Source organism: Streptomyces sp. A5-4, assembly GCF_051131715.1.
Lineage (GTDB): Bacteria > Actinomycetota > Actinomycetes > Streptomycetales > Streptomycetaceae > Streptomyces.
The window spans coordinates 5,189,950-5,216,609 of the sequence record NZ_CP178591.1 but is presented as its reverse complement, the minus strand read 5'-3'; the positions used below and the strand labels follow the sequence as shown (position 1 = coordinate 5,216,609).

Sequence of the window (26,660 nt, the reverse complement as noted above, 5' to 3'; positions counted from 1 at the left end):
TGTGTGTGGAATCTCGCACCTAATCGCGAAGGAAAAGCAAAGTCAAATCGCTGCCCGATCAACTAAAACCGCAGGTGGGAGCCGATTGTCAGTGGCGCCGCGTAGCGTCGTTGGCATGAATCAGCTGGGGGTGCGCTGGACTGCGGATCAGGTGCTGGCACTGGCTCCTGATGATGCGTCACGCAAGGCGGGAAGCAGGCTCGGTACGGCCGGGCCGTGGTCGGAGACGGGGAGCAGCGGCTCGGGGGCCGTGTGGGGGTTGTGCAGGGGCAGCGGCGGCAAGCCGTACCGGACCGTGGTCGACATGGCGGGCAGCAGCCCAGCCTACAAGTGCAGTTGCCCGAGCCGGAAGTTCCCCTGCAAGCACGCGCTGGGGCTGCTGCTGCTCCAGGCCGCGGACGAGCGGGGACTCCGAGCGGCAGCGCCGGGGGCGGCAGCGCCGGGGGCGGCAGCGCCGGACTGGGCCCAGGAGTGGCTGACGGCACGCCGGGAGAGCGCCGGGCGGCAGCAGGAGCAGGGCGTAGCGGGCGGGCCGGACGGGGAGTTGGGGAATTCCGCGAAGGCAGTCGATCCCGAGGCGGCCAGGCGCAGGGCCGAGCGCCGGGCCGAGCGGATCAGCACGGGGGCCACGGAGCTGGAGCAGCGGCTGACCGACCTGCTGCGCGGCGGCCTGGCCACCGCCGAGCAGACGGGATACCAGCTGTGGGAGGAGACGGCCGCCCGGATGATCGACGCCCAGGCGCCCGGACTGGCCGCGCGGGTAAGGGAGTTGGGTGCCATACCGGCGTCGGGGCCCGGCTGGCCGGTGCGATTGCTTGAGGAGTGCGCGCTGCTGCATCTGCTGGACCAGGCCTGGCTGGGCCGTGACCGACTGCCGGAGCCACTGGCCGCGACGGTCCGTACCCGCGTCGGCCTCACCAGGCCCGCCGAGGGGCCGTCCGTCCGGGACCACTGGATGGTGCTCGCCCAGTACGACACCCCGGACGCCAAGCTCGTCGTGCGCCGCATTTGGCTGTACGGACGGAACTCGGGGCGAACCGCACTGGTGCTCTCCTTCGGGGCCGCGGGCCGGGCGCCCGAAATCGCCCTGCCGCCCGGCCTGATGGTCGACGCCGAGCTCACCTACTACGCGGGTTCGGGACAGCTCCGAGCCGACCTGGGTGAGCTGTTCGGCCTCCCCGTCCCGATCGACGCGGCGCCCCCGGGCGCCGGGACCGCCGAAGCGGTGGGTGCCTACGGCGTGGCTCTGAAGGACGATCCGTGGCTGGAGTCCTGGCCGGTGGTGCTCAGCGGCGTCATACCGATACCCGCGGAGGACGGCTGGCAACTGGCCGACGAGAAAGGGGAGTCCGCCCTGCCCGTCGCTGCTTCGGCCCTGTCCAGGCCCGGCCTTTGGAAGCTCGCCGCCCTGTCCGGCGGCGGCCCGGTCACGGTCTTCGGCGAATGCGGCCACCGCGGCTTCACCCCCCTGGCCGCCTGGCCCGACGGCTCGGCGCAAACCGTCGCGCTCGTCGACGCCTGATCACTCGGTGACCCCGGGCCCGCACGGCCTCACCGGCCGCTCCGCCCCCTCCGTCGCCCTACCCCGACCGTCCTGAGCAGGGCTGAGCCGACTGTCCCAACCTGACCGTTCCGACCTGAGCTGAGCAGAGCTGAGCTGAGCTGACTGTCCTGAGTTGACCGTTCCGACCTGACCTGACCGTCCTGACCGTGCGGAGGGGCCCATGACCAGCACCACCAACTCGACTACGAACCACACGGCCGGCAGGGCCGGCGCTACGGGCGCAACCACCCGCGCCCGCATCGAAGGCCACCCCGGAGCCGGCGGTGGAGTAGGCGGGGACATCGGTGACATCTGGGAAGGGATCGTCACCTCCGCCCTGCTGGGCACCGACCGCCGTGCGCTGCCCGCCGATTCGGCGACGGCCGGGAAGGAGGCGCCGGTCGCGCTGTTGGACGCCGCCGCCCGGCTGACCATGCGACGTAGAGCGGGGCTGCTTCCGGCGCGGGCCGGCGCACGGCCCGCGCTCGCACCGCACGATCCGCGCCCCCGGCTGCCCGCGGCTGCCCGGCACCGCCTCGCCCAGTTGCTGGCCGGCCGGTCCGCCTCCCCCACGAACGCCGGGGGCAGGCGCGGCACAGCACCCGATCTCACCGAGCTGCTCCCCCAGTGGCTCGCCGCGGCGAACGCGCGCCGCTATCAGGCACCGACGGATCTGCTGCCCGCCCTGTTGGACGCCGCTCGCGCCCGCAGCGACCTGCGACCACAGGCCCTGGCATTCGCCGGGCCGCGCGGGCTCTGGCTGGCGCGGCTCAACGCGGACTGGCGGTTCGCCCTGCGCGGGGCCTCGGGCGGCGCCGCACTGCCCGACAGCCGGGACACGGAGGCCGTGCGGGCCCTGTGGGAGGAGGGCCTCTTCGCAGAGCGGGTCGGACTGCTCGCCTCCCTACGGGCGCGTGAGCCCGGCGCCGCGCTCGCCCTGCTCGTCGCGACCTGGTCCACCGAGCGTGCCGAGGACCGGCTGATGTTCCTCGACTCCCTGCGCACGGGGTTGTCCGACAGCGACGAGCCCTTCCTGGAGCAGGCCCTGTCCGACCGCAGCCGCAATGTGCGTTCCACCGCCGCCGAACTGCTCTCCGCCCTGCCGAGGTCGGCTCTGGCCTCCCGGATGGCAAGCCGCGCCACGACCTGCGTCAGCCTGGACCGCAGCGACCGGACGGGCGACGGGGAGCGCATCACCGTCGAGGCGCCGCACGAATGCGACGCGGACATGCAGCGCGACGGCGTGTCGCCCAATCCTCCGGCCGGCCGGGGCGAACGGTCCTGGTGGCTGGGCCAGTTGGTGGAGTGCACGCCACTGGCCGCCTGGACGCGCAGGCTCGGCGGCCGTACGGCACGGGAGATCGTCGCGCTGCCCGTGAGCGACGACTGGCAGGAGGAGCTGCATGCGGCCTGGTGCCGCGCGGCGGTGCGGCAGAGGAACGCCGACTGGTCGCGGGCCTTGCTCGGCACGCCCTCCGCGCCGCCGATCTCCGGGCCCGGCACGTCGTCGCTCGCCGAGCGATCGAAGCTGCTGGCCACCCTGCCGGAGGGTGAACGGGCCGACTGGGTCGCCGAGTTCATCGCGGCGCACGGGCTGTCGGAGGCCTTCCAGCTGCTCGGGGTCTGCACCGTGCCGTGGTCGGCGCCGCTCGGCCGTTCGGTGGTGGACGCGCTCGACATCGCGCGTGAGGCGGGGAGTTATCCGTGGAGTTTCAGCGGCGTCATGGGGCTGGCGGAGCGATGCCTGCACCCCGGCGAGGCGAGCCGACTCGAAATCCTCACGACGACTCCCGACGAGCAGGAGGACGCGTCGCCCGGCGCGGGCGGCTACTGGTCGGAGGCCTTCCAACGCCTCGTCGGCACCCTTCGTCTCAGGGCGGCGATGCTCAGCGAACTGTCACAACCCGAGGCGCTGCCGCCGGCGTCTCACTCCGCACAGCTGCCGGAGCCGACCGAACCGCCGCCGGGGCCGGGCTCCCCGGAGGCGCCGGGACAGCCCGAGCCGCCGGACCGGCCGAAGGAGTAAGTCATGGGGCCCGGCGCGTCGGCCGGAGCGACGCACACCGGAGCTCGCGGCGGGACAGGTCGGTGTGCGGCGAGACCGGCCCGGCCCGTCGGCCGAGACCGGCCTCCACACCGAGGTCGAGCCCGGCACTCACACCAAAGCCGGGGCAGGCCAACGTGCCCGCCCCGCGTCGACCTCGGGCACCTCGGCGCCAGCCGCTGCCATCCCGGCGTGAACCTCGGGCACCTCGACGCCAGCCGCTGCCATCCCGGCGTGGACCCCGGGTGCCTCGGCGCCGACCCCCGCCATCCCGGGCCCGCCCCGACGCCGCTCCCGGCCCCGACGCGCTCCCGGCCCCGGGCGCCGTGTCAGCCCCCCGCGCCGTGTCAGGCCTGGGCCGCCTGGCGGACGTTGGCGTTGACCCAGTCGACGATGGACTGTGTCGTCGCGCCCGGGGTGAAGATCTCCGCGACCCCCTTCTCCTTCAGCGGCGCGATGTCCGCCTCCGGAATGATGCCGCCGCCGAAGACCTTGATGTCTTCCGCTTCGCGCTGCTTGAGCAGGTCGATGACCTTCACGAAGAGCGTGTTGTGCGCACCGGAGAGAATCGACAAGCCGATCGCGTCGGCGTCCTCCTGGATGGCGGTGTCCACGATCTGCTCGGGCGTCTGATGAAGCCCGGTGTAGATGACCTCCATACCGGCGTCGCGCAGCGCCCGCGCGATGACCTTTGCCCCACGGTCGTGCCCGTCGAGGCCCGGCTTGGCGACCACCACGCGGATCGGTCCGGTCACACCCATCACTGCCTCCATGTACCGACTGCGCCGTCATTGGCACGCGTCCCCGCTCCGGAAACGGACCGGGAAGTGAACGAACGTTATCCACAGCATCCCGCAAGCGCTCGTTTCACGGTGGACAGGGAGGGGGAAATCACACGTGGGACATGTTCGCTATGCGTCGTTCCCGCCTCAGCAGGCGCTACTGCCGCAGCGCGGGGAACGATCGCCTGGGGAGCCGCAACGAGGTCGCCGCATCTTTCTGCCGTCAGCCGCACGGCACGGGGGCGCGGCATGCCGACCGCCTCAGCACGGCGACCCACGAGGGCACACGGGGGACTGAGCTGTCTCCCCACGTGCCGTTCGGGAGGTCGGCCATGAAGATTCTGCCCTTCTTCTTCTTCGTTTTTCCGCCGCGCCTGCGCCAGTTGCAGTTGTCGGCCGCGCTCCTGCGGGCCACCGCCTTGGAGCTGGCCATCCTCGCCGGGCACCTCTTCCTCTATCCGTCGGGTATCGCCCAGGAGCGCCGCCGGGACCCGGTCGGCGAGCCGGTCGTCCTGCCGGAGACGTCACGGCTGCCCACGACCGGCCGGCCCCGTCCGCCGGTCGTGCTGCTGCACGGCTTCGTGGACAACCGATCCGTGTTCGTCCTGTTGCGCCGCTCCCTGGCCCGGCATGGCTGGCACCATCTGGAATCCCTCAATTACTCGCCGCTGACCTGGGACATCCGCACCGCCGCCGAGTTGCTCGGCCGCCATGTGGAGGAGATCTGCGACCGCACGGGCCACGCCGAGGTCGACATCGTCGGCCACAGCCTCGGTGGCCTGATCGCCCGCTATTACGTGCAGCGCCTCGGCGGCGACACGCGCGTACGCACCCTGGTCACTCTCGGCACTCCGCACACCGGCACTCGCGTCGCCCCGCCCATGAGTGCTCACCCCATCGTGCGACAGATGCGTCCGGGCTCCGACGTGATCGAGGAGCTGCGCGAGCCCGCGCCCGGTTGCCGGACCAAGTTTGTAAGTTTCTGGAGCGATCTCGATCAGCTGATGCTCCCCCTCGAAACGGCGTGCGTCACCCACGAGGATTTGATCGCCCAGAACATACGAGTGACTGGAATCGGCCATCTGGCTCTCCCCGTCCATCCGGCCGTGGCCACCGGGATCCGGCAGGCGCTCCAGGCTCAGGACGCGGCGGCGGATGCGTCCGGGGCGGCATCGGTGGCCTGATCCCCACCCCGGCCTGGCCGCCCGCGTCCCTCACTCACCCGCCCCCGGATCGAACACGCGTCGAACGTAAAGCCAAGCCTGCGCCCGGCGTCCACCAAAAGGCGGCCGAATGCCCGTTTCCGGAGCGCCGGGAACCTGCCGAAGATTGTCGTCCCCGCATACCGCCGGGTACAGTCGCGCCACTGTTTGCCTTTGGGGCTCCCGTATTTCCAGGGGCTCAAGTTTCTCCAGGGACCCCAGACTCAGGTCCTGTTGTCGAGGCGAGAGAGAAGTTGGTGGACGACCAGCACGCCCACGCCGGGTACGACGGCTACTCCACCGGCAGTTTCGACACCGATCCCCTTTTCGGCACACTGCCGGACCCGGGAAGCTCTTACGGGGTGGACCACAGCGGCCAGTACGACTCCTCCCAGTGGGACACCACGGGTGCCCACCAGACGGTCGGGTACGACGCCTACGGCGCGCAGCAACAACAACAGCACCAGCAACACCAGCAGTACGACACCAGTTCATGGCCTGCCGCCGGATATCAGACTGCGGCGGACATCCCCGCCCAGACCACCGGCCAGTGGGATGCCAGCGCCTGGAACCAGGCAGAGCAGTTCGGCTCGGGGCCGCTCGAAACGGGCCAGTTCGAGACGGGCCAGTGCATCCCGGGCCAGTTCATCCCGGGCCAGTTCGACGCGGGACAGACCGGCCAGTACGCGGCGCCGCAGTCCGCCCAGGCCGCCGACGCCACCGGGCAGTGGAGCACAGCGCCGGGGTACAACAGCGGCGCGTACGATACCGGCGCATACGACGCCACCGCCTGGAACACCGGCGGCCACACCGGGACCCACCCCGTCGCCGCGCCCGAGGAAGTCCCTTACGCCACGGCCCAGTTCACGGTCGCCGATCCGGCCGAGGCCCCGCAGCCGTTCATGACACCCGAGGCGGGCGAAGCACCCGCCCCGTACGAGGTCTACGACCCGTACGAACCGCATGAACGGTACGAAGTCTCCCACGACTACCGGCAGTACGACGCCGAGACGGACGCCGACACCGGCGCTGGGAACGACGTCGACAGCGGCAGCGCCGGCATCGACCCCGCCGACATCGACGCCTCCCCCGTGCCGGACCCGGATCACGAGGCCGTCGTAGCTTCCGCAGCCGCCGCCGGCCCCCGCGCCGCCCGCCGGTCCGCCGGCCGAGGCCGTCGACGTACCCCCGCCAAGCGCTCCGCTCTCCTCACCGTCGCCGTCCCGTCCGCCTGTGTGATGGGGGTCGCCGGCATCGCCGCGGCCTCGGTCGGCGGAGTCGGCAGCTCCGAGGAGCCGAAGGACGGCACCACCACGGTCGCCGCCCCCGACCCGGGCTCGGTGAAGCCGGTCACCGTCAACAACAAGCTGGACACTCAGCTCGCCAACCTCAGCGCGGACGCCGACGACTTCGCCGACCGGGCGAGCCGCACGCAGGAGCGCATCGACCTCAAGACCCGCCAGATCGCCGAGAAGAAGCGCAGGGTCGCGGAGGCCGCCCACAAGGAGGCCGAGCGCCCCAAGTTCGTCCTGCCGGTGGCGCAGCACGGACTCAGCGCGTACTACGGCCAGGCCGGGGTCAACTGGATGTCGCAGCACTCCGGCATCGACTTCCCCGTCGGGTACGGCACTCCGGTGATGGCCGCGACCGACGGCACGGTCCGCACGCAGTACAACAGCGCCTACGGAAACATGGCCATAGTGACCGCCGCCGACGGTACCGAGACCTGGTACTGCCACCTCAGCACCAACAAGCTCCGGTCCGGCTCGGTCCAGGCGGGCGACACCATCGCGTACTCGGGCGACTCCGGCAACTCCACCGGGCCGCACCTGCACTTCGAGGTACGTCCCGGCGGCGGCGCGGCGGTCGACCCGCTGTCGTGGCTCCGCAGCCACAACATCGACCCGACCTGAGCCCCGACTTCGTAGCCCCGGCCCCGTAACACCCAGGGGCCAGGGCGCGGGGCGAACAAGCCGCAGCCCGCCAACGGCCCCCGGCCGGTGCGTCCGACTGGCACGCCCGGCCGCCGCGGCCCCTCTCCCCCTCGCCCCCGCCCGGCTAGAGCTTCTGAACCGGCGCGTACCGCAGCAGCAGCTTCTTCGGCCGCTCGTCGCCGAAGTCGATCGTCGCCTGGGCGTCCGAGCCCGTCCCGGTCACCGTCACGACCGTGCCGAGGCCGAACTGGTCGTGCGTGACGCGGTCCCCGACCGTCAGCGCGATCACCGGCTTGTCCGAGGACCGTCGCGTGGCGAAGCCCGAAGGACCGGAACGCCCGCCGCCACCGCCGCCGCCCCGCGTGGATGTGGCGAACGACGACGTGACCGACGAGGACGACGACCGCGAGGAGCCGATGCCCGAGACCGGGCCGGCCGGAATCTGCGCCCCCGTCCGCTTCCACGTCAGGTGCTCCTCCGGGATCTCCTCCAGGAACCGCGACGGCGGGTTGTACGAGGGCTGTCCCCACGCGCTGCGCATCGTCGACCGCGTCAGATAGAGCCGCTCACGCGCACGGGTGATCCCCACGTACGCCAGCCGCCGCTCCTCCTCCAGTTCCTTGGTCTGCCCCAGCGCGCGCATGTGCGGGAAGACCCCGTCCTCCATGCCCGTCACGAACACCACGGGGAACTCAAGGCCCTTGGCCGTGTGCAGCGTCATCAGCGTGATGACGCCGGAACCGTCCTCGTCCTCGTCCGGGATCTGGTCGGAGTCGGCGACGAGCGCCACCTTCTCCAGGAACTCCGCCAGCGTCCCCGGCGTTTCCTCGCCGGCCCGCTCCTGCTCGAACTCCAGGGCCACCGCGGCCAGTTCCTGCAGGTTCTCGATGCGCGTCTCGTCCTGCGGGTCGGTCGATGCCTGCAGCTCGGCGAGGTAGCCCGTGCGCTCGAAGACGGCCTCAAGCACTGTGGCCGGGCCCGCGCCCGCCTCGACGACCGTGCGCAGCTCCTCCATCAGCGTGTTGAACCGCTTCACGGCGTTGGTCGAGCGGGCCGCCATGCCGTACGCCTCGTCCACCCGCTGGAGCGCCTGCGGGAAGCTGATCTTCTCGCGCAGGGACAGCGCGTCGATCATCGCCTCGGCGCGGTCGCCGATGCCCCGCTTGGGTACGTTCAGAATGCGGCGCAGCGGGACGGTGTCCTCGGGGTTCGACAGGACGCGCAGATACGCCAGGACGTCCCGGACCTCCTTGCGCTCGTAGAAGCGGACGCCACCGACGACCTTGTACGGCAGGCCGACCCGGATGAAGATCTCTTCGAAGACGCGGGACTGTGCGTTCGTACGGTAGAAGATCGCGATGTCGCCGGCCTTCGCGTCGCCCGCGTCGGTCAGTCGGTCGATCTCCTCGGCGATGAACTGCGCCTCGTCGTGCTCGGTATCCGCTACATAGCCGGTGATCAGGGCGCCCGCTCCGGCGTCCGTCCACAGATTCTTCGGTCGGCGGTTCTCGTTGCGCTCGATCACCGCGTTGGCGGCGGTGAGGATCGTCTGCGTGGAGCGGTAGTTCTGCTCCAGCATGATCGTCTTGGCGTCGGGGTAGTCCTCCTCGAACTGGAGGATGTTGCGAATGGTGGCGCCGCGGAAGGCGTAGATCGACTGGTCGGCGTCGCCGACGACGCACAGCTCGCCCGGTGCCTTGTCCTCCCCGGAGGGTCCCACCAGCTCGCGCACGAGGGTGTACTGCGCGTGGTTGGTGTCCTGGTACTCGTCGACCATGACGTGCCGGAAGCGCAGCCGGTAGTGCTCGGCGACGTCCGGGAACGCCTGGAGCAGGTGCACCGCGGTCATGATGATGTCGTCGAAGTCCAGGGCGTTGGCCTCGCGCAGCCGTGCCTGGTACATCACGTACGCCTCGGCCAGCATCTTCTCGAAGCCGTCGGCGGCCTGACCGGCGAAGGTCTCCTCGTCGATCAGCTCGTTCTTCAGGTTCGACACTTTGGCGCTGAAGGCCTTCGGCGGGAACTTCTTCGGGTCGAGATCCAGGTCGCGGCAGACGAGCGCCATCAGGCGCTTCGAGTCCGCGGCGTCGTAGATCGAGAACGAGGAGGTGAAGCCGAGCTTCTTCGACTCGCGGCGCAGGATGCGGACGCACGCGCTGTGGAAGGTCGAGACCCACATCGCGCCCGCGCGCGGGCCGACGAGCTCCTCGACGCGCTCCTTCATCTCGCCCGCGGCCTTGTTGGTGAAGGTGATCGCGAGGATCTGGCCGGGGTGGACGCCCCGGTTCGCCAGGAGATAGGCGATCCGGTGGGTCAGCACCCGGGTCTTGCCCGAGCCGGCCCCCGCCACGATGAGCAGCGGCGAACCGGCGTGCACGACGGCGGCGCGCTGCTCCTCGTTCAGCCCGTCGAGCAGCGCGGCGACGTCCGTCACGGGGCGCGGTGCGCCACCTCGGTAGTACGCGTCCCTCGGCGCCGGGGGCGCCGCGAAGGCGCCCTCGAAGAGGTCGTGCGGAACCTCCTCCGCGGCGTGCCCCTCGGGGGGCGGCGGAGTCGCCTCCGCCGCGGGCTGGAGATCGGCCAGGAAGCTGTCGTCAAAGAGGCTGCTCATCGTTGACCAAGCTTAGGCGGGCCCACTGACACCCCGCCCCGGAATGCCGGCGAATCCGGTCGGCGACGGCCGTACCGGGCCGCCCCGGCCTCTTCGCCAACCGCATTCGCCCGTGACCTCCGCCACATCTTCACCCCTCTCACGCCATCTCTACATCCAGGTAACGAAAACGTATCGGGCATATCGAACATCGGGCTTCCCAGCGGTCCCACGCATTGGCTAGCGTGCTGAGCCGGGCGGCTTGTACCTCCACCGGCGATCGGCGCCGGACCGGGCCGTCCACGCCGAATTCGTACTGCCTCAGGGCAGTTCGGAACCGGGGACCCACACGCACCACTGGGGTGAATCGGTCCGAGTTCCCCACGGACCGTAGGGCAGCCTTCCGTTCCGCCCGAACCCGACAGCTAACCCGGTAGGCGGTCCACGGAAGGAAAATGCCGACCTTGGCATCGCATCGCAAATCGCGCACCCGGATTCGCACCACCGCACCCGCCGTCGGCATGACGACGGCCGCCATCGCCTCGATCAGCCTGCTGGGGCAGAGCGCCCAGGCCGCGCCGACCGAGCCGAGCCCCCACCCGACCGTCGAGGAAGTGCAGAAGAAGGTCGACGACCTCTACCGGCAGGCCGGCACCTCCACCCAGAGCTACAACAAGGCGAAGGAAGCCACCGACAGCCGGCGCAAGTCGGTGGACGGGCTGCTCGACGACGTCGCCAAGCGCACCGAGAAGCTCAACGACGCGCGGCGCAAGCTCGGCGGCTTCGCCGCCGCGCAGTACCGGTCGGGCACGGTCACCCCGACCGCGGCGCTGCTGCTCGCGGACAGCCCGCAGCAGTACTTCGACCAGAACCAGCTGATGGACCGCATGACGGAACGTCAGAAGTCCTACATCACCGACTACGAGAAGAAGCAGGACGAAGCCGCCAAGGAGCGTGCCGAGGCGACCCGCAGCCTGGAGAAGCTCACCGAGTCGCAGGCCACGCTCAAGGCCTCCAAGCAGGACGTCCAGAAGAAGCTCGCCAAGGCGCGGGACATGCTGTCGGATCTCACCGCCGAGGAGAAGGCGCGGCTCGCGGCGCTGGAGAAGAAGCGGGAGGCCGAAGCCACCCGCAAGGCCGAGGAGAAGGCCAAGGCGGAGGCGAAGGACCGGGCGGACGCCGAGCGGAAACGCCAGGAGGAAGCGGCCAAGCCGGAGGACGGCGCGGGCGGCGGCGCGGGTACGGGCGGCGGGACGGGCTCGGACACCGCCCCCGGCACGGGCACGGGTGGCAGCGAGTCCGGTGGCGCGTACGCGGCCAAGGCCGAGAAGGTGCTCGCCTACGCCCGCGCCCAGGTCGGCAAGCCGTACGTATGGGGAGCCGCGGGCCCCAGTTCGTACGACTGCTCCGGGCTGACCCAGGGTGCGTGGAAGGCCGCGGGCGTCGATCTGCCGCGGACCACCTGGGACCAGGTGAAGGTCGGCACCCGGATCGCGACCGGCAGCCTCAAGCCAGGTGACCTGGTCTTCTTCTACGACGACATCAGCCATGTCGGCATCTACATCGGCGACGGCAAGATGATCCACGCGCCCAAGCCCGGCGCGTACGTCCGCGAGGAGTCGATCTACTACATGCCGATCTACGGCAGCGTGCGCCCGGCGTGACGCACGTCCGGCCAACGCCGGGCGGGCCCGGAAACCGGGCCCGCCCGGCACCGGCCGCCCCCCCTCGCTCTCAGCGGCACATGAGCCTCCGCAGCACGGCCTCTGCCGGGCCGCGGCGGCCCGCCCGTTCCGGTGCGTACGCCCCGGCCGCCGTGAGCAGCCAGACGCTCGTCGCCAAGAGCGCCATGGTGGCGCTCGTCAGGTGCCGGCCGAGACCGACCGAAGGACGAAGCCGCGCGGGCCGACGTCGGCCCGCTCTCGGCGCCCTGTAGCAGGGCCTGCCCATCGGGCGCCTCCGAGCCCTCGCATCGGTCGCAGCCGGGCGGAATACTCAATTCCGGACCATTCCGTCGGTCACCGGTGGTCACTTCATCACCGAATTCGGACACTGTCAGTCATTCCGATGCCTCCCCGTGACCCTCGGGTTTAGCGTCCTCCCTCAGGTGGCCGACTCCCCACCGCCGCACCTCCCCGGAGCGGCCGGTCGGCCATCACCGCCGAGAATCCGGTGGTGGCCCGACCCCCTGTGCGGGCCGCCGCCGGACGCGGTACCGACGGACGACCGAAGGACGTGGACGCCCTAGTGGCAGCGCACCGCAGGCCCAAACAGCGCACGCTCACCGGCAGTACCGCCCGCGCCGCCTTCACACTCGCCCTCGCCGGAGCCGCGAGCGCCATAGCCTTTGAAGGAACCGGCGTCGCGGAGCCCGCCCTCACCCCCGCTCAGGTGAAGGCCAAGGTCGACCAGCTCTACCACGACGCCGAGGTCGCCACCGAGAAGTACAACGGCGTACGGGAGACCGCGGGCGACACCCGTGAATCCCTCGGCGAGCTGCGCGACGAGGCCGCCCGCAGGACCGAGCGCCTCAACACCTCGCGCAACGCGCTCGGTTCGCTCGCCGCCGCCCAGTACCGCACCGGCGCGATGGACCCGGCCCTGCAGATCGCCCTCAGCTCCGACCCCGACCAGTACCTGGAACGGGCCGCGAGAGCCGACCGGGCCGGTGACCGGCACGCGGCAGCCGTCACCGGTGTGCGCCGGCAGCTCGGCGCCATCGACCAGTTGCACAGCGAGGCCGACGTCAAGCTCGCGAACCTCAAGTCGCAGCAGAGCGACCTGAAGAAGCGCAAGTCGAGGATCCAGGACAAGATCGGCGACGCCGAGGCCCTGCTGTCCCGGCTCAGCGCCGAGGAGCGTGCGCGGTACGCCGGCCAGGACGGCCACGGCGCGGCGGCGGCCCCCCGCGCGAACCGTGACGCCCCGCGCGGCGACGCGGCCACGGCCCCCAACGCGCGGGCCGCACAGGCTGTTTCCTTCGCCAGGAGCGCCCTCGGCGCACCCTACGTCTGGGGCGCCACCGGTCCCTCGTCCTTCGACTGCTCCGGGCTCACCCAGGCCGCCTGGCGCGCGGCGGGCGTCTCGCTGCCTCGTACGACGTACACCCAGATCAACGCGGGCAACCGCATCCAGCGCTCCCAACTCGCCCCCGGTGACCTGGTGTTCTTCTACTCGGGCATCAGCCATGTGGGCCTCTACATCGGCGACGGCCAGATGATCCACGCGCCGCGTCCCGGCGCCCCGGTCCGGATGGCCCCGATCGACCAGATGCCCTTCGCCGGCGCGAGCCGGCCCGCCTAGGCGCGCCCCGCGTAGTCCCGCCCGCACGGGGTAGGCGGGCAGGGCGTCGCCATGGCAGGCATGGTGACGGCGAGGGGGACGGAGGACCAGCCATGCCGGGCATCATCAGCCGGATCAAGCAGTACGCGCGCAGTCCGCAGGGCCGCCGCACGATCGCCCAGGGCCGCCGCGCGGCGTCCGATCCCAGGAGGCGCGCCCAGGCCAGGAGCCTCTTCGACCGGCTGCGGGGCGGTCGCAGGCGCTGAACCCGCGTGGTGGCACGCCTCGTACCGCGCCGGGCGTGCGGCGTGCCGGGTGTGAGCCCGGCCGCTCTCAGCGCCCCGCCGCGTGCTCCCCGCCGCGTCGCTGCGCGCGGGTCAGCCGCTCCAGAACCGGGACGAGTTCGTTCGGGGACGGGGCCGCGCCGACGTCCGTGCGCAGCGCCGCCGCGCCCTCCCGGTAGGAGGCTTCACCGAGGATCGCCTCAAGCGCCTTGCGCAGCGCCTCCACGCTGAGCTCCTCGTCCGGGATCGCGATGCCCGCGCCGCGGTCCGCCACGTACCGCGACTGGACGGGCTCGTCCCATCGCACATACGGGACGATCAGCTGCGGGACGCCGTGCACCGCCGCCGCGGCGGTGGTGCCAGGGCCGCCGTGGTGGACGATCGCCGCGCAGCTCGGCAGCAGCAGATTGAGCGGCAGATAGTCGACGGTCCGTACGTTGTCCGGTATGGGCCCGGCCACGGCCCGCTGGTCCGCGTTGAGTGTCGCGACGACCTCCACATCGAGACCGGCGACCATCTCCATCAGCTCGCGGATGGAGATCTCGCTGTCCGCGTGGCGCAGCCGGGGCCGGCCCGTCTGTCCCAGGGTGAGGCAGACCCGTGGCCGGCGCGGTTTCTCCCGCAGCCACTCCGGCACGACCGTCACACCGTTGTACGGGGCGCCGCTGACGGGGAGGTACCGATAGTCCAGCGGCAACCGGTGGCCGGTGCGCTGGGGGTCGATGGTCCACTGGCCCAGCAGCAGTTCCTCGTCGTACTCCATCCCGTAGCGCTGGAGCATCGGCCGCATCCAGGTGACCAGCGGGTCCTCGTCGGGGGACCGGCCCTCGCCGCGGAGCTGCTCGACGCCCTTCTGCCGGACCAGGCCGACGTTGTCCAGGCCGAACAGCACGCGGGCGTGCGCCGCGCCGACCGCGCGGGCGGCGATGGGCGCGGGGAAGAACAGCGGGTCCCAGAGCACCAGGTCCGGCTGCCAGGCACGGGCGAAGTCGACGAGGTGGTCCACCACGGGGCGGCTGTCCTCGACCGGTGATTCGACGCGGTAGTGCCACTTCCACTGGAAGACCATGCTGTGGCGCACCGACTCCCAGTTGGCGGCGTCCTCCGTGAGCGCCAGAGCGTCGGTCCGCAGCTCCGGGTGGGTGCCGCCGAAGCGGGCCCGGACCATGTCGTCCAGGTCTTCCTTCACTCCCAGCGGCACGACCTGGAGGCCCGCGGCGACGACGGTGGCGAGCATGTCCGGGTCGAAGGTGCCCGGCTGGGTGGCGACGACCACCTCGTGCCCGGCGGTCTGCAGGGCGTGGGCGAGCGGGATCATCGGGTAGAGGTGCGAGGGCAGCGGGAACGCGGCAAACAGGACGCGCATCAGGGTCTCCGTTCGGAAGCAGCAAGCGGGAAGCGGAAAGAAGGACACCGCCGCTCCCGGCGGTCGGGGAGCGGCGGTGCTCGTTCACTGGTGGGGCCCGGGGCCCCGGCTATGCGGCGGCCGTATGCCCCTTGGGCTCTCTGGCGGTGCCGCCCTTGAGCATCAACGCGGCCAGGGTCGCCGTCAGCACCAGCAGCCCGACCACGCACCACAGCGCGACGGAGAAGCCGTGCACGGCGCCCTGGGACCGGATCAGGGCCCGCCGCGCCTCGCTCGTGCCGGAGGCGAGGTGCCCCTGGAGGTAGCTCGCGGTGGCGGTGGCCGCGACCGTGTTGAGCACGGCCGTGCCGATGGCGCCGCCCATCTGCATGGAGGCATTGACCATCGCCGAGGTCACGCCCTGGTCCTCGGTGGCCACGCCCGAAGTGGCGGTGGCCATGGCCGTCATCATCGTGCCGCCCAGCCCCATGCCGACCAGGACCAGGGCCGGCAGTACTTCGGAGACGTACGCCGAGTCCACTCCGACCCGGGTCAGGAGCAGCATTCCGGCGGCTGCCACCAGCAGGCCGGGCGCCACGATCACGCGCGGTTCGACGCGGGTCAGCAGCCGGGCCGCTATCTGCGTGGAGCTCAGGATCATCGACACGGTCAGCGGCAGGAAGGCCAGGCCGGTCTGGACCGCCGAGAAGTCGAGGACGATCTGGAGGTAGTACGTCATGAACAGGTACAGGGCGAACATCGCGACCGGAGCGAAACCGGCCACCAGGAAGGAGCCCGCCCGGCGCCGGCTGCGCAGGACCCGCAGCGGCATCAGCGGATGACGCGCCCGGTTCTGCCACACGACGAACAGGAACAGCAGCAGCACACCGCCGATCAGTGTCCCGAGGACCAGTGAGTCGTCCCAGCCGCGCGGCTCGGCCTCGCTGAAGCCGAAGACGAGGGAGACCAGGCCGCCCGTGCCCAGCAGCACGCCGAGGACGTCCAGCCGTCCCCCGGCCCTGGTGTCCGTGTCGCGCAGGATCGTGAGGCCGCCGACCACCACGACGACGGCGATGGGCACGCAGATGTACATGCACCAGCGCCAGTCGAGGTATTCGGTCAGCAGGCCGCCCACGATGAGGCCCACCGCCGAGCCCGCGCCAGAGATGGCGCCGAAGATGCCGAACGCCTTGCTCCGCTCCTTGGGGTCGGGGAACGTCGTCGTCAGCAGGGCCATCGCCGCGGGCGCCAGCAGGGCCGCGAAGGCGCCCTGCAGCGCACGCCCGGCGAACAGCATGCCGGGGCTGGCCGCCATGCCTGCGAGCGCGGAGGCCACTCCGAAGCCCGCCATGCCGATGAGGAAGGTGCGCTTACGACCGAGCATGTCGGCGAGCCGGCCGCCGAGCAGCAGCAGACCGCCGAAGGCGAGGGCGTACGCCGTGATGACCCACTGCCGGTTGGCGTCGGTCATGCCCAGGTCGGCCTGGGCCGATGGCAGCGCGATGTTCACGACCGTGCCGTCCAGCAGGATGGTCAGCTGGGACAGGCCGATGAGTCCGAGCTGCCACCAGCGCCGGGGGTCGGGCTGCGACGGGGGGCTCTGTTCCTGGAGAGTTACGGCGCCTTCGCCGTCCGCGTTCCCGGTCTCGGGTGATTCGGTCATGACGGGTATCCCAACGTTTCTGTGCGCGTACGGGTCGGGCTCGGGCGGAGCAGCGCCTGCGCGCGCACCCGGTCCACCAGATCTGCCTGGCCGACCACGGATTCGCCCTCCAGTCCGGACGGCACCGCGTGGCGCACCCGGGCGACGAATGCCGAGACCACGTTGGCGAATTGGTCCTCCGGCGGCAGGGTGATCTCCTCCACCCGGTCCTGCTGCTCGATACGGATCACCGTGGAGTGCGTCGGCGGGGGTGTGTACGCCCACCCGACGGAGATCCGTCCGTGGCTCCCCCAGAGCGCGTACTGCGAGCGGTAGGAGTGTTCCATGCCGAACGACAGGTGTGCGGTGGCGCCGTCGGGCGCACCGATCAGCGCTGATCCTCCGAGGTCCACGCCCCGGTCCTGGTCGAAGTGCAGCCAGGAGCCGACCACTTCGAGGTCGCTGCCCAGATACATCAGGGCGGTGCGGATGGGGTAGACGCCGATATCGGTCAGCGCGCCGCCGCCGACGTCCGGGCGGTAGCGGATGTCGTCGGAGGACTTGGCGGGGAAGGCGAATTCGGCGGTCAGGTGGCGCAGTGTCCCGATGGCGCCCTGGGCCACCTTGTCGCGGACGACCTGATGTTGACCGTGCGTCAGGAACATGAAGCTTTCCAGCAGGACCAGGTCGCGGGCCGCGGCGAGGGCGACGAGGTCCTCGGCGTCCTTCCGTGTCGTCGCCAGCGGCTTCTCCGACAGGACGTGCTTGCCGGCCCGCAGCGCCCGCTCGATCCAGTCGGCGTGCATGAGCGCCGGCAGCGGTACGTACACCGCGTCGACGTCGGGGCGCTCCAGCAGCCGTTCGTAGCCTTCCACGGCCGCGCCGCCGAACCGCTCGGCGAACCGGCGGGCCTTGGCCGGATCCCGGCTCGCGATGGCGGTCACTTCCACGTCGGGGCTGTCCACAAGAGCCGGCAGCATCCGTCGCGCGGCGATCGCTGCGCAGCCGATGACCCCGACCCTCAGCCGTTCCGTACTCATGCGACGGTCCTCCCGCCCAGCTCTTCCAGTACGCCGACCACGTGCGAAGGCAGGGGGAGCCCGTGGGTCTCGCGGGCGAGCTCACGCGCCTTCTCGCCGTAGGAGGGGTTCGACATGAGCTCGCGGCACGCGTCCAGGAAATTCGCCGGTGTGGCGTCGTCCGGCATCAGCGTGATGGCCGCGCCGTAGTCCGCGATGCGCTTCGACGAGTCGTGGAACATCGAGCCCTGCGGAATGATCAGTTGCGGCACTCCGGCGTTGATCGCCGTCGCGCCGGTCACGCCGCCGCCATGGTGCGCGATGAGGTCGCAGGTGGGCGCCACGACGTCCAGCGGCAGCCAGCCCGCCCGCACCCGGGGGAACTCGGTGCGCAGCTCGGCCGCGACCTCCTCGGGCGCTGCGACGACCAGATCGGCGTCCAGATCGAGGGAGTTCTTCGCCAAGGTCCGCAGGAAGTCGTCCTGCCCGCGCACCACCCGGCTGCCCGATGTCACACAGATCCGGCGGCCCGGTCGCGTGTACATCCACGGTTCGAGCCGCTGTTGCGGGTTGGCCGGCATCAGCCGCATCAGCTGCGCGGGCGGGGCGTCCGCCGGCCGGAGGCTCGGCGGAGTGATGTCGATCAGCAGGTCCGGGTCCGGGAGCCGGTCCAGACCCAACTGGTCCAGCTCCGGCCGCAGTTCCTCATCGGCGCCCAGGTCGGGCACGGTCGGCCGGTCCCGGTCCCAGGCCTGGCGCACCCAGGGGACCCCCAAGTGGCGGGCGACGAGCGGGGCCGCGTAGGACAGCGTGCCGCCGACCACGAGGTCGGGCCGCCAGTTCTCGGCCAGCTTCAGCAGCGGTTCGAGGCTGACGGCGGCCAGCCGCGCGAACCAGCGGCCGGTGGCCAGCTGCTGCTCCTGGTCGTCCTTCGGAAACTCCACCGGATTGCCGTCCCGGTCCGTCGAGATGAAGTCCCGGACGGTCAGTGACGTCACCGAGTAGGCCGGTATGCCCGCCCCCGCGACGAACGGCATCATGGCTTCGACCGAGGCCATGACGACCTCGTGTCCGGCGCTGCGCAGGGCGTTCGCCAGCGGGGCGAGAGAGAAGACGGTTGCCGGAGCCGCACCGGCGACGTAGAGGATCTTCACGTCTGACTACTCCTTGGTCGCGGTCGGGTCGGTGGCGGGCGTGGCAGGAGCGACGGCTCCCAGGAAGAAGGCTTCGAGCTCGGCGGGGAAGGCACCGGCCCGTCCGGCGGCCCGGACGAAGTCCCCCAAGAGGGCGGTGAGTTCGGCGACGCCCGCCGCTCCGAGGTGGTCGTACGGGGCGCTGTCCCGGCGGTCGGTGTCCGCCTCCAGCTCCAGGCGGAGCCTGCGCCCCTGCCCGGTGAGCGCGCCCTCGGCGTCCATCAGGCCGCGCTCGCGCAGCCGGTGCTCGGCGGCCGACCAGTCCAGCGGCGTCCAGCCGCGCTTGGTCATCACGGCCTCGCGCGGCATGCCCTCGTCGCTGGCGCAGTGCGAGACCAGCGCCTCGATGCCGTCGAGATCCGCTGCGGAGAGCGCGGCGATGTGGCTGTCTCCCCGGTGCTCCCTCAGCAGCGTGGCCGCGTGCCAGAGCGCCAGGTGCGGCGCGTCCGGCACGGGCTGGTCGGCGAGGGCCGCGTAGAGCGGGCGTCCTGGCCGGCCGCACGCCTCCAGGGCGCCCAGCGCGAGCCGGGCCGCGTCCCGCATCGGGCGGGCCGTGAGGGCCTCCTCCCCGAGCACCCGGCGCAAGGTGGCGTCGGCGGCGCGCAGCCGGGCGGCTGTCGCCTCCTCGGGGGACACCCGTTCCCAGACGGCGGGCAGATGCGAGGCGATCATGTCGTGGTGGAAGCTGTAGAACGCGGCGGTGACCAGTCCCGGCCCGACCTTCCCGAGCGCTGCGGCCCGGCCCACCAGGTAGGCGCCCATCGGGTCGCCGATGCCGCGATCGGCCAGATCCTTGTGGAGGTCGGGGCTGAAGTACACCGTGGAATGCAGGATGTTCAGCACGTTGTGGCACTGCCGGGCGGCCGACCCAGTCGGAGGTGTCATGAGCGGGGCTCCTTTGTTCCGGGTCGCGAGTCGGCTTCAGCGGCGGATATTTCGGATCGCGATTCGACTTCGGCGGCGGCAATGTCCGCCGGGCCCACACCCGCGGTCCACACCACGTGGAAAGTCCAGTTGTCGAATCGCCAGCCGTCCGCCGTACGCACGGACTCACCCTCGTAGTAGCCGCCGATCTGGAACAGCGGCCCCGGGTCGGTCGCCGCACGGCTGCGCGTTTCGGCCCGGTGGACATGGGTGGCGACCATCTGGAACCGGATGTTCGCCCGGTCTCCGGCCAACGCGATGACGTGATTCGAGCTGAGGTGATGCGTCGCGGTGAATTTCTGCTTGGCATCGTCGTGAAAACCGGCCAGCCCCGCCAAGCCGCTGTGCCCGCCTATGGGATAAGTGAGCCTGCAGTCCTCAACAAATATCGATCCGGGCCAGTCCTCGTCGATTCCCTTTTCGTCCTGGGTGTCCAGGAGAATGGTGTACCGGTCGATGAGGTCCGAGATCGCGGCCCGGTCGGTCAGTTCACGTATCCGCTGATGGAGTTCCGCCCCAATGTTCTCTGTCGTACTCGACGTCATGATGGCCCCAGGATTGCTTTCGATGGCGTACCGAATTCTCAAACTGCTGCCGGACATGGAGGACTTGGAATCCAGTACGGCGGAAACTAGCAATACCTTCCTTCGGCCGGGTCGTCGGAGCAATCGACTTGACTTCGAATTAACGGCCTTCGCACGCAGAACGGACTTCATTGACGTTCCTCGCACCCGTTCGCCACGCCGCGTTGACCTCGTCCGCGGTTGAGGTTGCACGATGCTGGATGACGACGCAGCACCCACCACGGCTGAGGGATGTCTCATGATTCTGGTCACCGGAGCCACCGGAAATGTCGGCCGCCAGGTTGTCACCCAACTCCTGGCCACGGGCGCCCCAGTGCGTGCCTTGACGCGCGACCCCGCGGCGGCCGGTCTGCCGGCCGGGGTCGAGGTCGTGGGCGGCGACCTGTCCGACCCGGGCTCGCTGGAATCCGCGCTGACGGGGGTCGACTCGGTGTTCCTGGTCTGGCCCTTCCTCTCGGCGGAGGGCGCGCCCGCCGTGCTGGACGCGATCGCCGGACACGCCCGCCATGTCGTCTACCTCTCGTCGGCGGGCGTGAACGAGGACGCCGAACGGCAGGACGGCCCGATCAACCAGTTCCACTTCGACATGGAGCGCCTGATCGAGAAGTCCCGCCCGCGGTGGACCTTCCTGCGGTCGGGCACCATCGCGAGCAACGCCCTGGGGTGGGCCGCGCAGATCCGCGACACAGGTGTCGTACGCGGCCTCACCGATTCCAAGGCGGTGATTCACGAGCGGGACATCGCGGCCGTGGCGGTGCGGGTGCTGACCGAGGGCGGCCACGGGGGTGCGAAGCACGTACTGACCGGTCCGCGGGAGCTGACCAAGGACGAGCAGGTGCGCGCCATCGGGGAGGCGATCGGCCGCCCGTTGCGCTTCGAGGAGGTCACCGCGGAGGCCGCACGACCGCAGATGCTCGCCGACGGCTGGCCGCCCGAGCTGGTGAAGGCGCTGCTGGACGGCGCGCAGGCGCCCACCCGTCCGGCCCTGATCACCTCCGTGGTGGAGGAGATCACCGGAGCCCCACCGCGCACCTTCCGGACATGGGCGGCGGACCACGCCGACGACTTCCGCTGACCGGCCCCGACCGGGATTCGAACAGCGACCGGCCGACGCGCGATACTCCTCGGATGACCTCGAACCACTCGATCCCCGAGCCCGACCCGAGCGACGCGGTGAGCGACGACGTACCAGGCGAAGCGGCCACCGCGCCGCGTGGCGGGCGTCGGCTGTTCTGGTGGGCGATCGCGATCGCCGTCGTCGTGCTGCTCGTCGATCAGGGCACGAAGTGGTGGGCCGAGAGCGCGCTGGGCAACGGTGAGCGGATCCCGGTGATCGGTGACGTCATCCGCTTCGTGCTCCTCTACAACCCCGGCGCGGCCTTCTCGATCGGAGCCGGGGCCACCTGGGTGTTCACGATCCTCGCGGGCCTGGCGATGGTCGGCATCGCGGCGTACGCGTGGCGGGTGCGGTCCGCGCCGTGGGCGATCACGCTCGGGATGCTGCTGGGCGGGGCGACGACACACTTCGGGGACCGGCTGCTGCGGGCGCCCGGCTTCGGGCGCGGACATGTCGTCGACTTCATCGACTACGCGGGCTTCTTCGTGGGCAACGTCGCGGACATCGTGCTCTTCGCGGGGGCGGTCATGATCGTGGTGCTTTCGTCGATGGATGTGCGCACGACGGAAGACACCGACGCCGACACGGACGTGAACGTGGACGTGGACGTGGACACGGGAACAGACGCGGGCACGGACACGAACGCAGACGTGGTCACAGGCACAGACACGAAAGCGTCGCCCGCTCTCTGAACACCCCTTCACACCCTGGAGATCGCACATGCCGAGCACCTCACTCCCCAGGTCGGTCGAGGAGGCCGTCGCGGCGGAGCGCCGTGGTGAGCGCCTGCGCCAACTGCTCTTCTGGGGGCACCGGCCGAATCGCGATGGCACCCCGGGGCCCAGCTGCCTCAGCCAGTGGTGGGAGGCGGGCTTCTCGGAGGACGGCCATACGTACCGGTCCGCCGAGCACTACATGATGGCGCACAAGGCCTGGCTGTTCGGCGACCCCGCGACGGCGGCGAGGATCCTGGAGGCCGGGCATCCGAACGAGGCGAAGAAGCTCGGCCGGCAGATCGGCGGCTTCGACAGCGCGGTGTGGGACGCGGAGCGGTACGGGATCGTGGTCCGGGGCAATATCGCCAAGTTCGGCCGGCACGACGACCTGCGCGCGTTCCTGCTCGGCACCCGCGACCGCGTCCTGGTCGAGGCGAGCCCCGTGGACCGCATCTGGGGGATCGGCCTGGCGGCGGACGACGGGCGCTCCGCTTCCCCGGCGACCTGGAACGGCCTCAACCTGCTCGGCTTCGCCCTGATGGACGCCCGCGACGCACTCGCCTGATACGACGTCAAGTCACCTGCGTACAGGCCCGATTGACACCCTTCGCGCGCTGGTGGATCGTAATGCCCCACACTGCGCGCGACGCGCGTCGCTCGACGGTTCGGGGGCCGGTATGAGTGCGGGGGATCATGGGGATCAGTACAACGGGTCCGGGCCGGTATGGCCCCCGCCGCCGCCACCGCCCAGCCATCCGCCGACCGTCGGCCCGCCGGTGCCGCCCGACCCCGCGCGCGCCACGGCCGTCGGCCTGCTCAACCTCACCGGGCTCGGCCTCGGTTACGTGCTGTTGCGCCAGTGGATCTGGGCCGCCGTGTGCTGGGTGGCGACCGGTGCACTGCTGCTGATCGCGCTGCCGGCCGAGCCCGACGGCGTACCGGGCGGGCTGCTCGTCGCGTATCTCCTGGTGCTGCTTCTCGCCGCCGCCGACGGGGCGCGCCGTGCGCTGCGGGCGCGCACCGCGCTGCCGGTTCGGCCGGCGATCGCTGTCGCCCTCGGGCTGCTGCTGCTCGCCGTGCCCGCCGGGGGCGCCGTCGCGTACGGCTCCGCCCAGGACGAGGCACGCGAGCAAGTGCTGCTCGACCGGCTCGGGGACGCCGACCGGACCGTCAAGGCCGCCGCCAACCAGAGCTTCGCGAGCGGCGAGCAGGGCTTCAAGACCGCCCTCGCCGACTACCGCGGGCTCGAAGCGGACCACCCGGACTCCCGGGCCGCCAAGCTCGTGCCGGAGCGGCTGAACGCGTACTACAAGGCCGTCGCCACGCCGTACAGCAGCGGTCAGCACTGCCCGGCCATCGAGGCGCTGAAGTTCCTGCGGACCGTCCCCGAGTCGATCGACAAGCGCCTCCTCGGCGACCTGGCGACCTGGCCCGACCAGCCGCTGGCCACCTCGTACTACGAGTGCGGGATGTCGAAGCTGGGCGAGGAGACGAGCGGACCGGAAGCCGGCGCGCTCGGTGAACTACTGAGCACCTTCCCCGAGTCGAAGCAGGCCGCGAAGGTGGAGCCCGCCGTCCGCGCCCGGATCAAGGGCCGGGCCGGGGCGATGAACGACGACGGGCCGTGCGAGGTCACCGAGGAGCTGCGCCGCATCGGCGCCACCGCTTCCGCGCTGCCGGGATCGACCGGCGCCGCGCTGCGCACGGCCGACGACCGGCCCGTGGAGAACGGGCTCTACGCCTGCGGTGTGAAGCACTTCAAGGACAAGGAGTTCAGCGAGGCACGCAAGACGCTGGACACCTTCGCCGGGGACTACAAGCAGAGCGGGAAGCGCGAGCAGGCCCGTAACATCGCCATCGCCGCCGAGATCGCCGAGACACGCGCCGCGGCCGGCGACCGGCTGCCTCCCGAGGGCAGTCCCGGTGGCGCGAGGATGCCCTTCGTGATCACCAACGACGGCCCCGACGCGGTCGAGGTCCTCTACACCGGGCCCACCACCGGCACGATCAAGGTCGGTGCGTGCAAGGGCTGCACGACGTACTCCAGTACGTCGGCGGGCAAGAGCCAGGCCTGCAAGGGCAGCAGCGGCAAGTACCCGAAGGCGACGCTCCAACTGCCCGCGGGCAACTACCACTTCCTGCACAAGAACGCCGGGGAGGCGGACGCGAACGTCAGCAACAACGCGTCCGGGCCCAAGATCCAGCCCGGCTACTCGTACACGTACTGCACGTTCGTCGTCCGGGGGCTCGGCCTGCCCGGACTGCCGGACCTGACGAAGCCGCTGCCCACCCCGACGATCCCGCTGCCGGACATCGCGAAGCCCGCGGCCTGGTAGGCCCGGTGGCTCCGCGTCACACCAGTCGGCGGGCCGTCGCCCAGCGCGTCAGCTCGTGCCGGTTGGACAGCTGCAGCTTGCGCAGGACCGCCGAGACGTGCGACTCGACCGTCTTGACCGAGATGAAGAGCTGCTTCGCGATCTCCTTGTACGCGTAACCGCGTGCGATCAGCCGCAGCACCTCGCGCTCCCGCTGCGTGAGCCGGTCGAGGTCCTCGTCGACCGGCGGCGCGTCCGTCGAAGCGAACGCGTCGAGCACGAAGCCGGCGAGACGCGGGGAGAACACCGCGTCGCCGTCCTGGACACGGAAGATCGAGTTGATCAGGTCCGCGCCGGTGATCGTCTTGGTGACGTAGCCGCGTGCCCCACCGCGGATCACACCGATGACGTCCTCCGCCGCGTCCGAGACGGACAGCGCGAGGAACCGCACCGGGTTGTCAACGGCACCCATGAACGGCGCGCAGCGGCGCAGCACCTCGACGCCGCCACCACCCGGCAGGTGCACGTCGAGAAGGACCACCTCGGGGCGGGTGGCCGTGATGACGGTGACCGCCTGGTCGACGTCGGCGGCCTCGCCCACGACCTCGACGCCGGTGGTCTCGGTGCGGCCGATCTCCGCCTGCACTCCGGTACGGAACATCCGGTGGTCGTCGACGAGCACCACCCGTGCCCGCCTGCCCTCGGCCTGGGTCTCGGTCTCGGTGTTGCTCATGCGTCCGCCGCCCTCTCCATCTCAAGCTCGACTTCCGTGCCCCCGTCGGGCGCGGAACGCAGCCTTGCCGTACCGCCGTTGCGTTGCATACGGCCGATGATTGATTCTCGTACGCCCATGCGGTCGTCCGGTACCGCGTCCAGATCGAACCCGGGCCCCCTGTCCCGCACGGAGACGAAGACCGTCCGGCCCTCGACCTCCGCGAAAACCTGCACCGCTCCGCCCTCGCCACCGTACTTCGCGGCGTTCACCATCGCCTCGCGTGCGGCCTGCATCTGGGCGGCCAGCTTCTCGTCGAGCGGGCAGTCGCCGACGACGACGACCTCCAACGGCACACCGTGGTTGTCCTCGACCTCGGCCGCCGTCCGCTTGACCGCCTCCGCGAGGGTCTGCGGCTCCTCGTCCTCGTCCTTGCCGGTGCCCTCCGGCTTGTACAGCCAGTTGCGCAGCTCCCGCTCCTGCGCGCGGGCCAGGCGCCGCACCTCGCCGGGCTCCTCCGCGTTGCGCTGGATCAGCGTGAGGGTGTGCAGCACCGAGTCGTGGACATGGGCGGCGACCTCGGCGCGCTCCTGGGCGCGGATGCGCATCAGGCGTTCCTCGGAGAGGTCCTGCGTCATACGGACGAGCCAGGGGCCCGCCAGCAGCGCGATGCCCGTCACGACGGCGAGCGCGGCGGTCAGTACGTTGCCGAGCTGCGCCGCCGAGCCGCGCACCACCAGGAACGCGGTGAGGCCCGTACCGACCAGGGCCACCCCCGCCAGACCGCGGGCCAGCTGGAGCATCCGGCGGCGGTGGCCGATCTCCATCCAGTGGGCGCGCCGCGCGTTGTCGGCCTGGCGCCACACCAGGACGACGCCGAAGCAGATGAGAAGGGTGGGCCAGATGTAACGCCCTGCCTGGCCGCCCACCTGCACGTTGCCGACGAAGACCGCGGCACCGATGAGCAGCGCGACGAGGGCGAAGACCTGGCCCTTGTCCGGCTTGCGGAGCTTGCGGCGCCCGTCGGGGGTGGTCTCGAAGGCGGACCGGGGCGCGTCGACGCCACCGACGCCGAGCGGCACGACGAACCAGAACGCGGCGTACAGCAGCACGCCCAGGCCGTCCGACAGGAACAAGGCGATGAAGATGATCCGCACCCACACCACGGGCAGCCCGAGGTGCCCGGCGAGCCCACGCGCGACACCGCCGAGCATCCGCCCCTCGGCGCTGCGGTAGAGCTTGCGCGGCTGCGGTTCCTCGGGGTCCGGGGCGAGCGGGCCCGCGGGGCGGCGGGGTGCGGCGACTGGCATGTTCCGATGGTCACACGTACCCGGGCGCGGGGGCATCAGGGTCGGCCCCCCACTCGACCCTGATCCCGGCGGGGGCACAGCTCGTACTTCGGACAGGGGCGTGCCCCGCCGCCCCTCCGCGC

Annotated in this window: 21 protein-coding genes and 1 riboswitch; of the genes, 11 read left to right on the top strand and 10 right to left on the bottom strand. The window is 71.1% G+C overall.

The features are described 5' to 3' along the window. Positions 1 to 115 precede the first annotated feature (115 nt). Entirely contained in the window at positions 116 to 1,522 is a 1,407-nt protein-coding gene (locus ACLLJJ_RS24375) for an SWIM zinc finger family protein (protein WP_434595336.1), read from the top strand. Between the two features lie 202 nt (positions 1,523 to 1,724). Beyond that, on the top strand, positions 1,725 to 3,569 hold the full coding sequence (locus ACLLJJ_RS24370; protein ID WP_434595333.1) for a DUF5691 domain-containing protein: 1,845 nt from the start codon (positions 1,725 to 1,727) through the stop codon (positions 3,567 to 3,569). Between the two features lie 365 nt (positions 3,570 to 3,934). Here ACLLJJ_RS24370 and ACLLJJ_RS24365 read toward each other — a convergent pair whose 3' ends face one another. Next, positions 3,935 to 4,348: a cobalamin B12-binding domain-containing protein gene (locus tag ACLLJJ_RS24365; protein WP_434595331.1), complete on the bottom strand. Its 414-nt coding sequence runs from the start codon at positions 4,346 to 4,348 to the stop codon at positions 3,935 to 3,937. A gap of 353 nt (positions 4,349 to 4,701) precedes the next feature. On the opposite strand from ACLLJJ_RS24365, the gene ACLLJJ_RS24360 reads away from it, so the two are divergent. Both ACLLJJ_RS24360 and ACLLJJ_RS24355 read left to right on the top strand, forming a co-directional pair. After that, positions 4,702 to 5,553, top strand: coding sequence for a lipase family alpha/beta hydrolase (locus tag ACLLJJ_RS24360; protein WP_434595328.1), 852 nt, complete (start codon positions 4,702 to 4,704; stop codon positions 5,551 to 5,553). Positions 5,554 to 5,828: 275 nt separating this feature from the next. Further along, positions 5,829 to 7,484, top strand: coding sequence for a peptidoglycan DD-metalloendopeptidase family protein (locus ACLLJJ_RS24355; protein ID WP_434595326.1), 1,656 nt, complete (start codon positions 5,829 to 5,831; stop codon positions 7,482 to 7,484). A 145-nt stretch (positions 7,485 to 7,629) separates the two neighbouring features. On the opposite strand, the gene pcrA is transcribed toward ACLLJJ_RS24355, so the two are convergent. After that, the gene (gene pcrA / locus ACLLJJ_RS24350) at positions 7,630 to 10,116 is read right to left on the bottom strand and encodes a DNA helicase PcrA (RefSeq protein ID WP_434595323.1); all 2,487 of its coding nucleotides are present in this window, start codon (positions 10,114 to 10,116) and stop codon (positions 7,630 to 7,632) included. A 272-nt stretch (positions 10,117 to 10,388) separates the two neighbouring features. Further along, a riboswitch (cyclic di-AMP (ydaO/yuaA leader) is annotated at positions 10,389 to 10,551 on the top strand. On the opposite strand from pcrA, the gene ACLLJJ_RS24345 reads away from it, so the two are divergent. From ACLLJJ_RS24345 to ACLLJJ_RS24335, 3 genes are all read left to right on the top strand, one after another. Beyond that, positions 10,551 to 11,759, top strand: coding sequence for an NlpC/P60 family protein (locus ACLLJJ_RS24345; protein WP_434595320.1), 1,209 nt, complete (start codon positions 10,551 to 10,553; stop codon positions 11,757 to 11,759). Its footprint overlaps the riboswitch before it by 1 nt. A 583-nt stretch (positions 11,760 to 12,342) precedes the next feature. Continuing rightward, positions 12,343 to 13,398 carry an NlpC/P60 family protein gene (locus ACLLJJ_RS24340; protein ID WP_434600505.1) on the top strand — a complete coding sequence of 352 codons (1,056 nt, stop codon included), beginning with the start codon at positions 12,343 to 12,345 and terminating at the stop codon, positions 13,396 to 13,398. A 92-nt stretch (positions 13,399 to 13,490) separates the two neighbouring features. After that, entirely contained in the window at positions 13,491 to 13,643 is a 153-nt protein-coding gene (locus tag ACLLJJ_RS24335) for a hypothetical protein (RefSeq protein WP_434595318.1), read from the top strand. Positions 13,644 to 13,710: 67 nt separating this feature from the next. Here ACLLJJ_RS24335 and ACLLJJ_RS24330 read toward each other — a convergent pair whose 3' ends face one another. From ACLLJJ_RS24330 to ACLLJJ_RS24305, 6 genes are all read right to left on the bottom strand, one after another. Next, positions 13,711 to 15,027, bottom strand: a complete 1,317-nt coding sequence (locus ACLLJJ_RS24330; protein WP_434595315.1) for an activator-dependent family glycosyltransferase — start codon at positions 15,025 to 15,027, stop codon at positions 13,711 to 13,713. Positions 15,028 to 15,136: 109 nt separating this feature from the next. Then, complete coding sequence (locus tag ACLLJJ_RS24325; RefSeq protein ID WP_434595313.1) at positions 15,137 to 16,669, bottom strand: MFS transporter; 1,533 nt, start codon at positions 16,667 to 16,669, stop codon at positions 15,137 to 15,139. Continuing rightward, positions 16,666 to 17,688, bottom strand: a complete 1,023-nt coding sequence (locus ACLLJJ_RS24320; RefSeq protein WP_434595311.1) for a Gfo/Idh/MocA family protein — start codon at positions 17,686 to 17,688, stop codon at positions 16,666 to 16,668. Before ACLLJJ_RS24320 ends, ACLLJJ_RS24325 begins: the two co-directional genes overlap by 4 nt. After that, complete coding sequence (locus ACLLJJ_RS24315) at positions 17,685 to 18,821, bottom strand: nucleotide disphospho-sugar-binding domain-containing protein (RefSeq protein ID WP_434595309.1); 1,137 nt, start codon at positions 18,819 to 18,821, stop codon at positions 17,685 to 17,687. The genes ACLLJJ_RS24320 and ACLLJJ_RS24315 overlap by 4 nt, the downstream gene beginning before the upstream one ends. Positions 18,822 to 18,827: 6 nt before the next feature. After that, positions 18,828 to 19,745: an SCO6745 family protein gene (locus tag ACLLJJ_RS24310; protein WP_434595307.1), complete on the bottom strand. Its 918-nt coding sequence runs from the start codon at positions 19,743 to 19,745 to the stop codon at positions 18,828 to 18,830. Next, positions 19,742 to 20,386: a nuclear transport factor 2 family protein gene (locus ACLLJJ_RS24305; RefSeq protein ID WP_434595305.1), complete on the bottom strand. Its 645-nt coding sequence runs from the start codon at positions 20,384 to 20,386 to the stop codon at positions 19,742 to 19,744. Before ACLLJJ_RS24305 ends, ACLLJJ_RS24310 begins: the two co-directional genes overlap by 4 nt. Before the next feature lie 220 nt (positions 20,387 to 20,606). Between ACLLJJ_RS24305 and ACLLJJ_RS24300 the strand changes: the two genes are divergently transcribed. The 4 genes from ACLLJJ_RS24300 (at position 20,607) to ACLLJJ_RS24285 (ending at position 24,537) form a co-directional block, all read left to right on the top strand. Continuing rightward, the gene (locus ACLLJJ_RS24300; protein WP_434595301.1) at positions 20,607 to 21,443 is read left to right on the top strand and encodes an NAD(P)H-binding protein; all 837 of its coding nucleotides are present in this window, start codon (positions 20,607 to 20,609) and stop codon (positions 21,441 to 21,443) included. Between the two features lie 53 nt (positions 21,444 to 21,496). Further along, complete coding sequence (locus tag ACLLJJ_RS24295) at positions 21,497 to 22,177, top strand: signal peptidase II (RefSeq protein ID WP_434595298.1); 681 nt, start codon at positions 21,497 to 21,499, stop codon at positions 22,175 to 22,177. A 28-nt stretch (positions 22,178 to 22,205) separates the two neighbouring features. After that, complete coding sequence (locus ACLLJJ_RS24290; protein ID WP_434595295.1) at positions 22,206 to 22,766, top strand: NADAR family protein; 561 nt, start codon at positions 22,206 to 22,208, stop codon at positions 22,764 to 22,766. A 211-nt stretch (positions 22,767 to 22,977) separates the two neighbouring features. Then, complete coding sequence (locus tag ACLLJJ_RS24285) at positions 22,978 to 24,537, top strand: hypothetical protein (protein ID WP_434595292.1); 1,560 nt, start codon at positions 22,978 to 22,980, stop codon at positions 24,535 to 24,537. A gap of 16 nt (positions 24,538 to 24,553) precedes the next feature. Here the strand turns inward: ACLLJJ_RS24285 and ACLLJJ_RS24280 are convergent, their stop codons facing one another. Both ACLLJJ_RS24280 and ACLLJJ_RS24275 read right to left on the bottom strand, forming a co-directional pair. Then, positions 24,554 to 25,249, bottom strand: coding sequence for a LuxR C-terminal-related transcriptional regulator (locus ACLLJJ_RS24280; RefSeq protein ID WP_434595288.1), 696 nt, complete (start codon positions 25,247 to 25,249; stop codon positions 24,554 to 24,556). After that, positions 25,246 to 26,538 (bottom strand): PspC domain-containing protein, encoded by a 1,293-nt coding sequence (locus tag ACLLJJ_RS24275; RefSeq protein WP_434595286.1) that lies wholly within the window; start codon positions 26,536 to 26,538, stop codon positions 25,246 to 25,248. The genes ACLLJJ_RS24280 and ACLLJJ_RS24275 overlap by 4 nt, the downstream gene beginning before the upstream one ends. Positions 26,539 to 26,660: the final 122 nt, after the last annotated feature.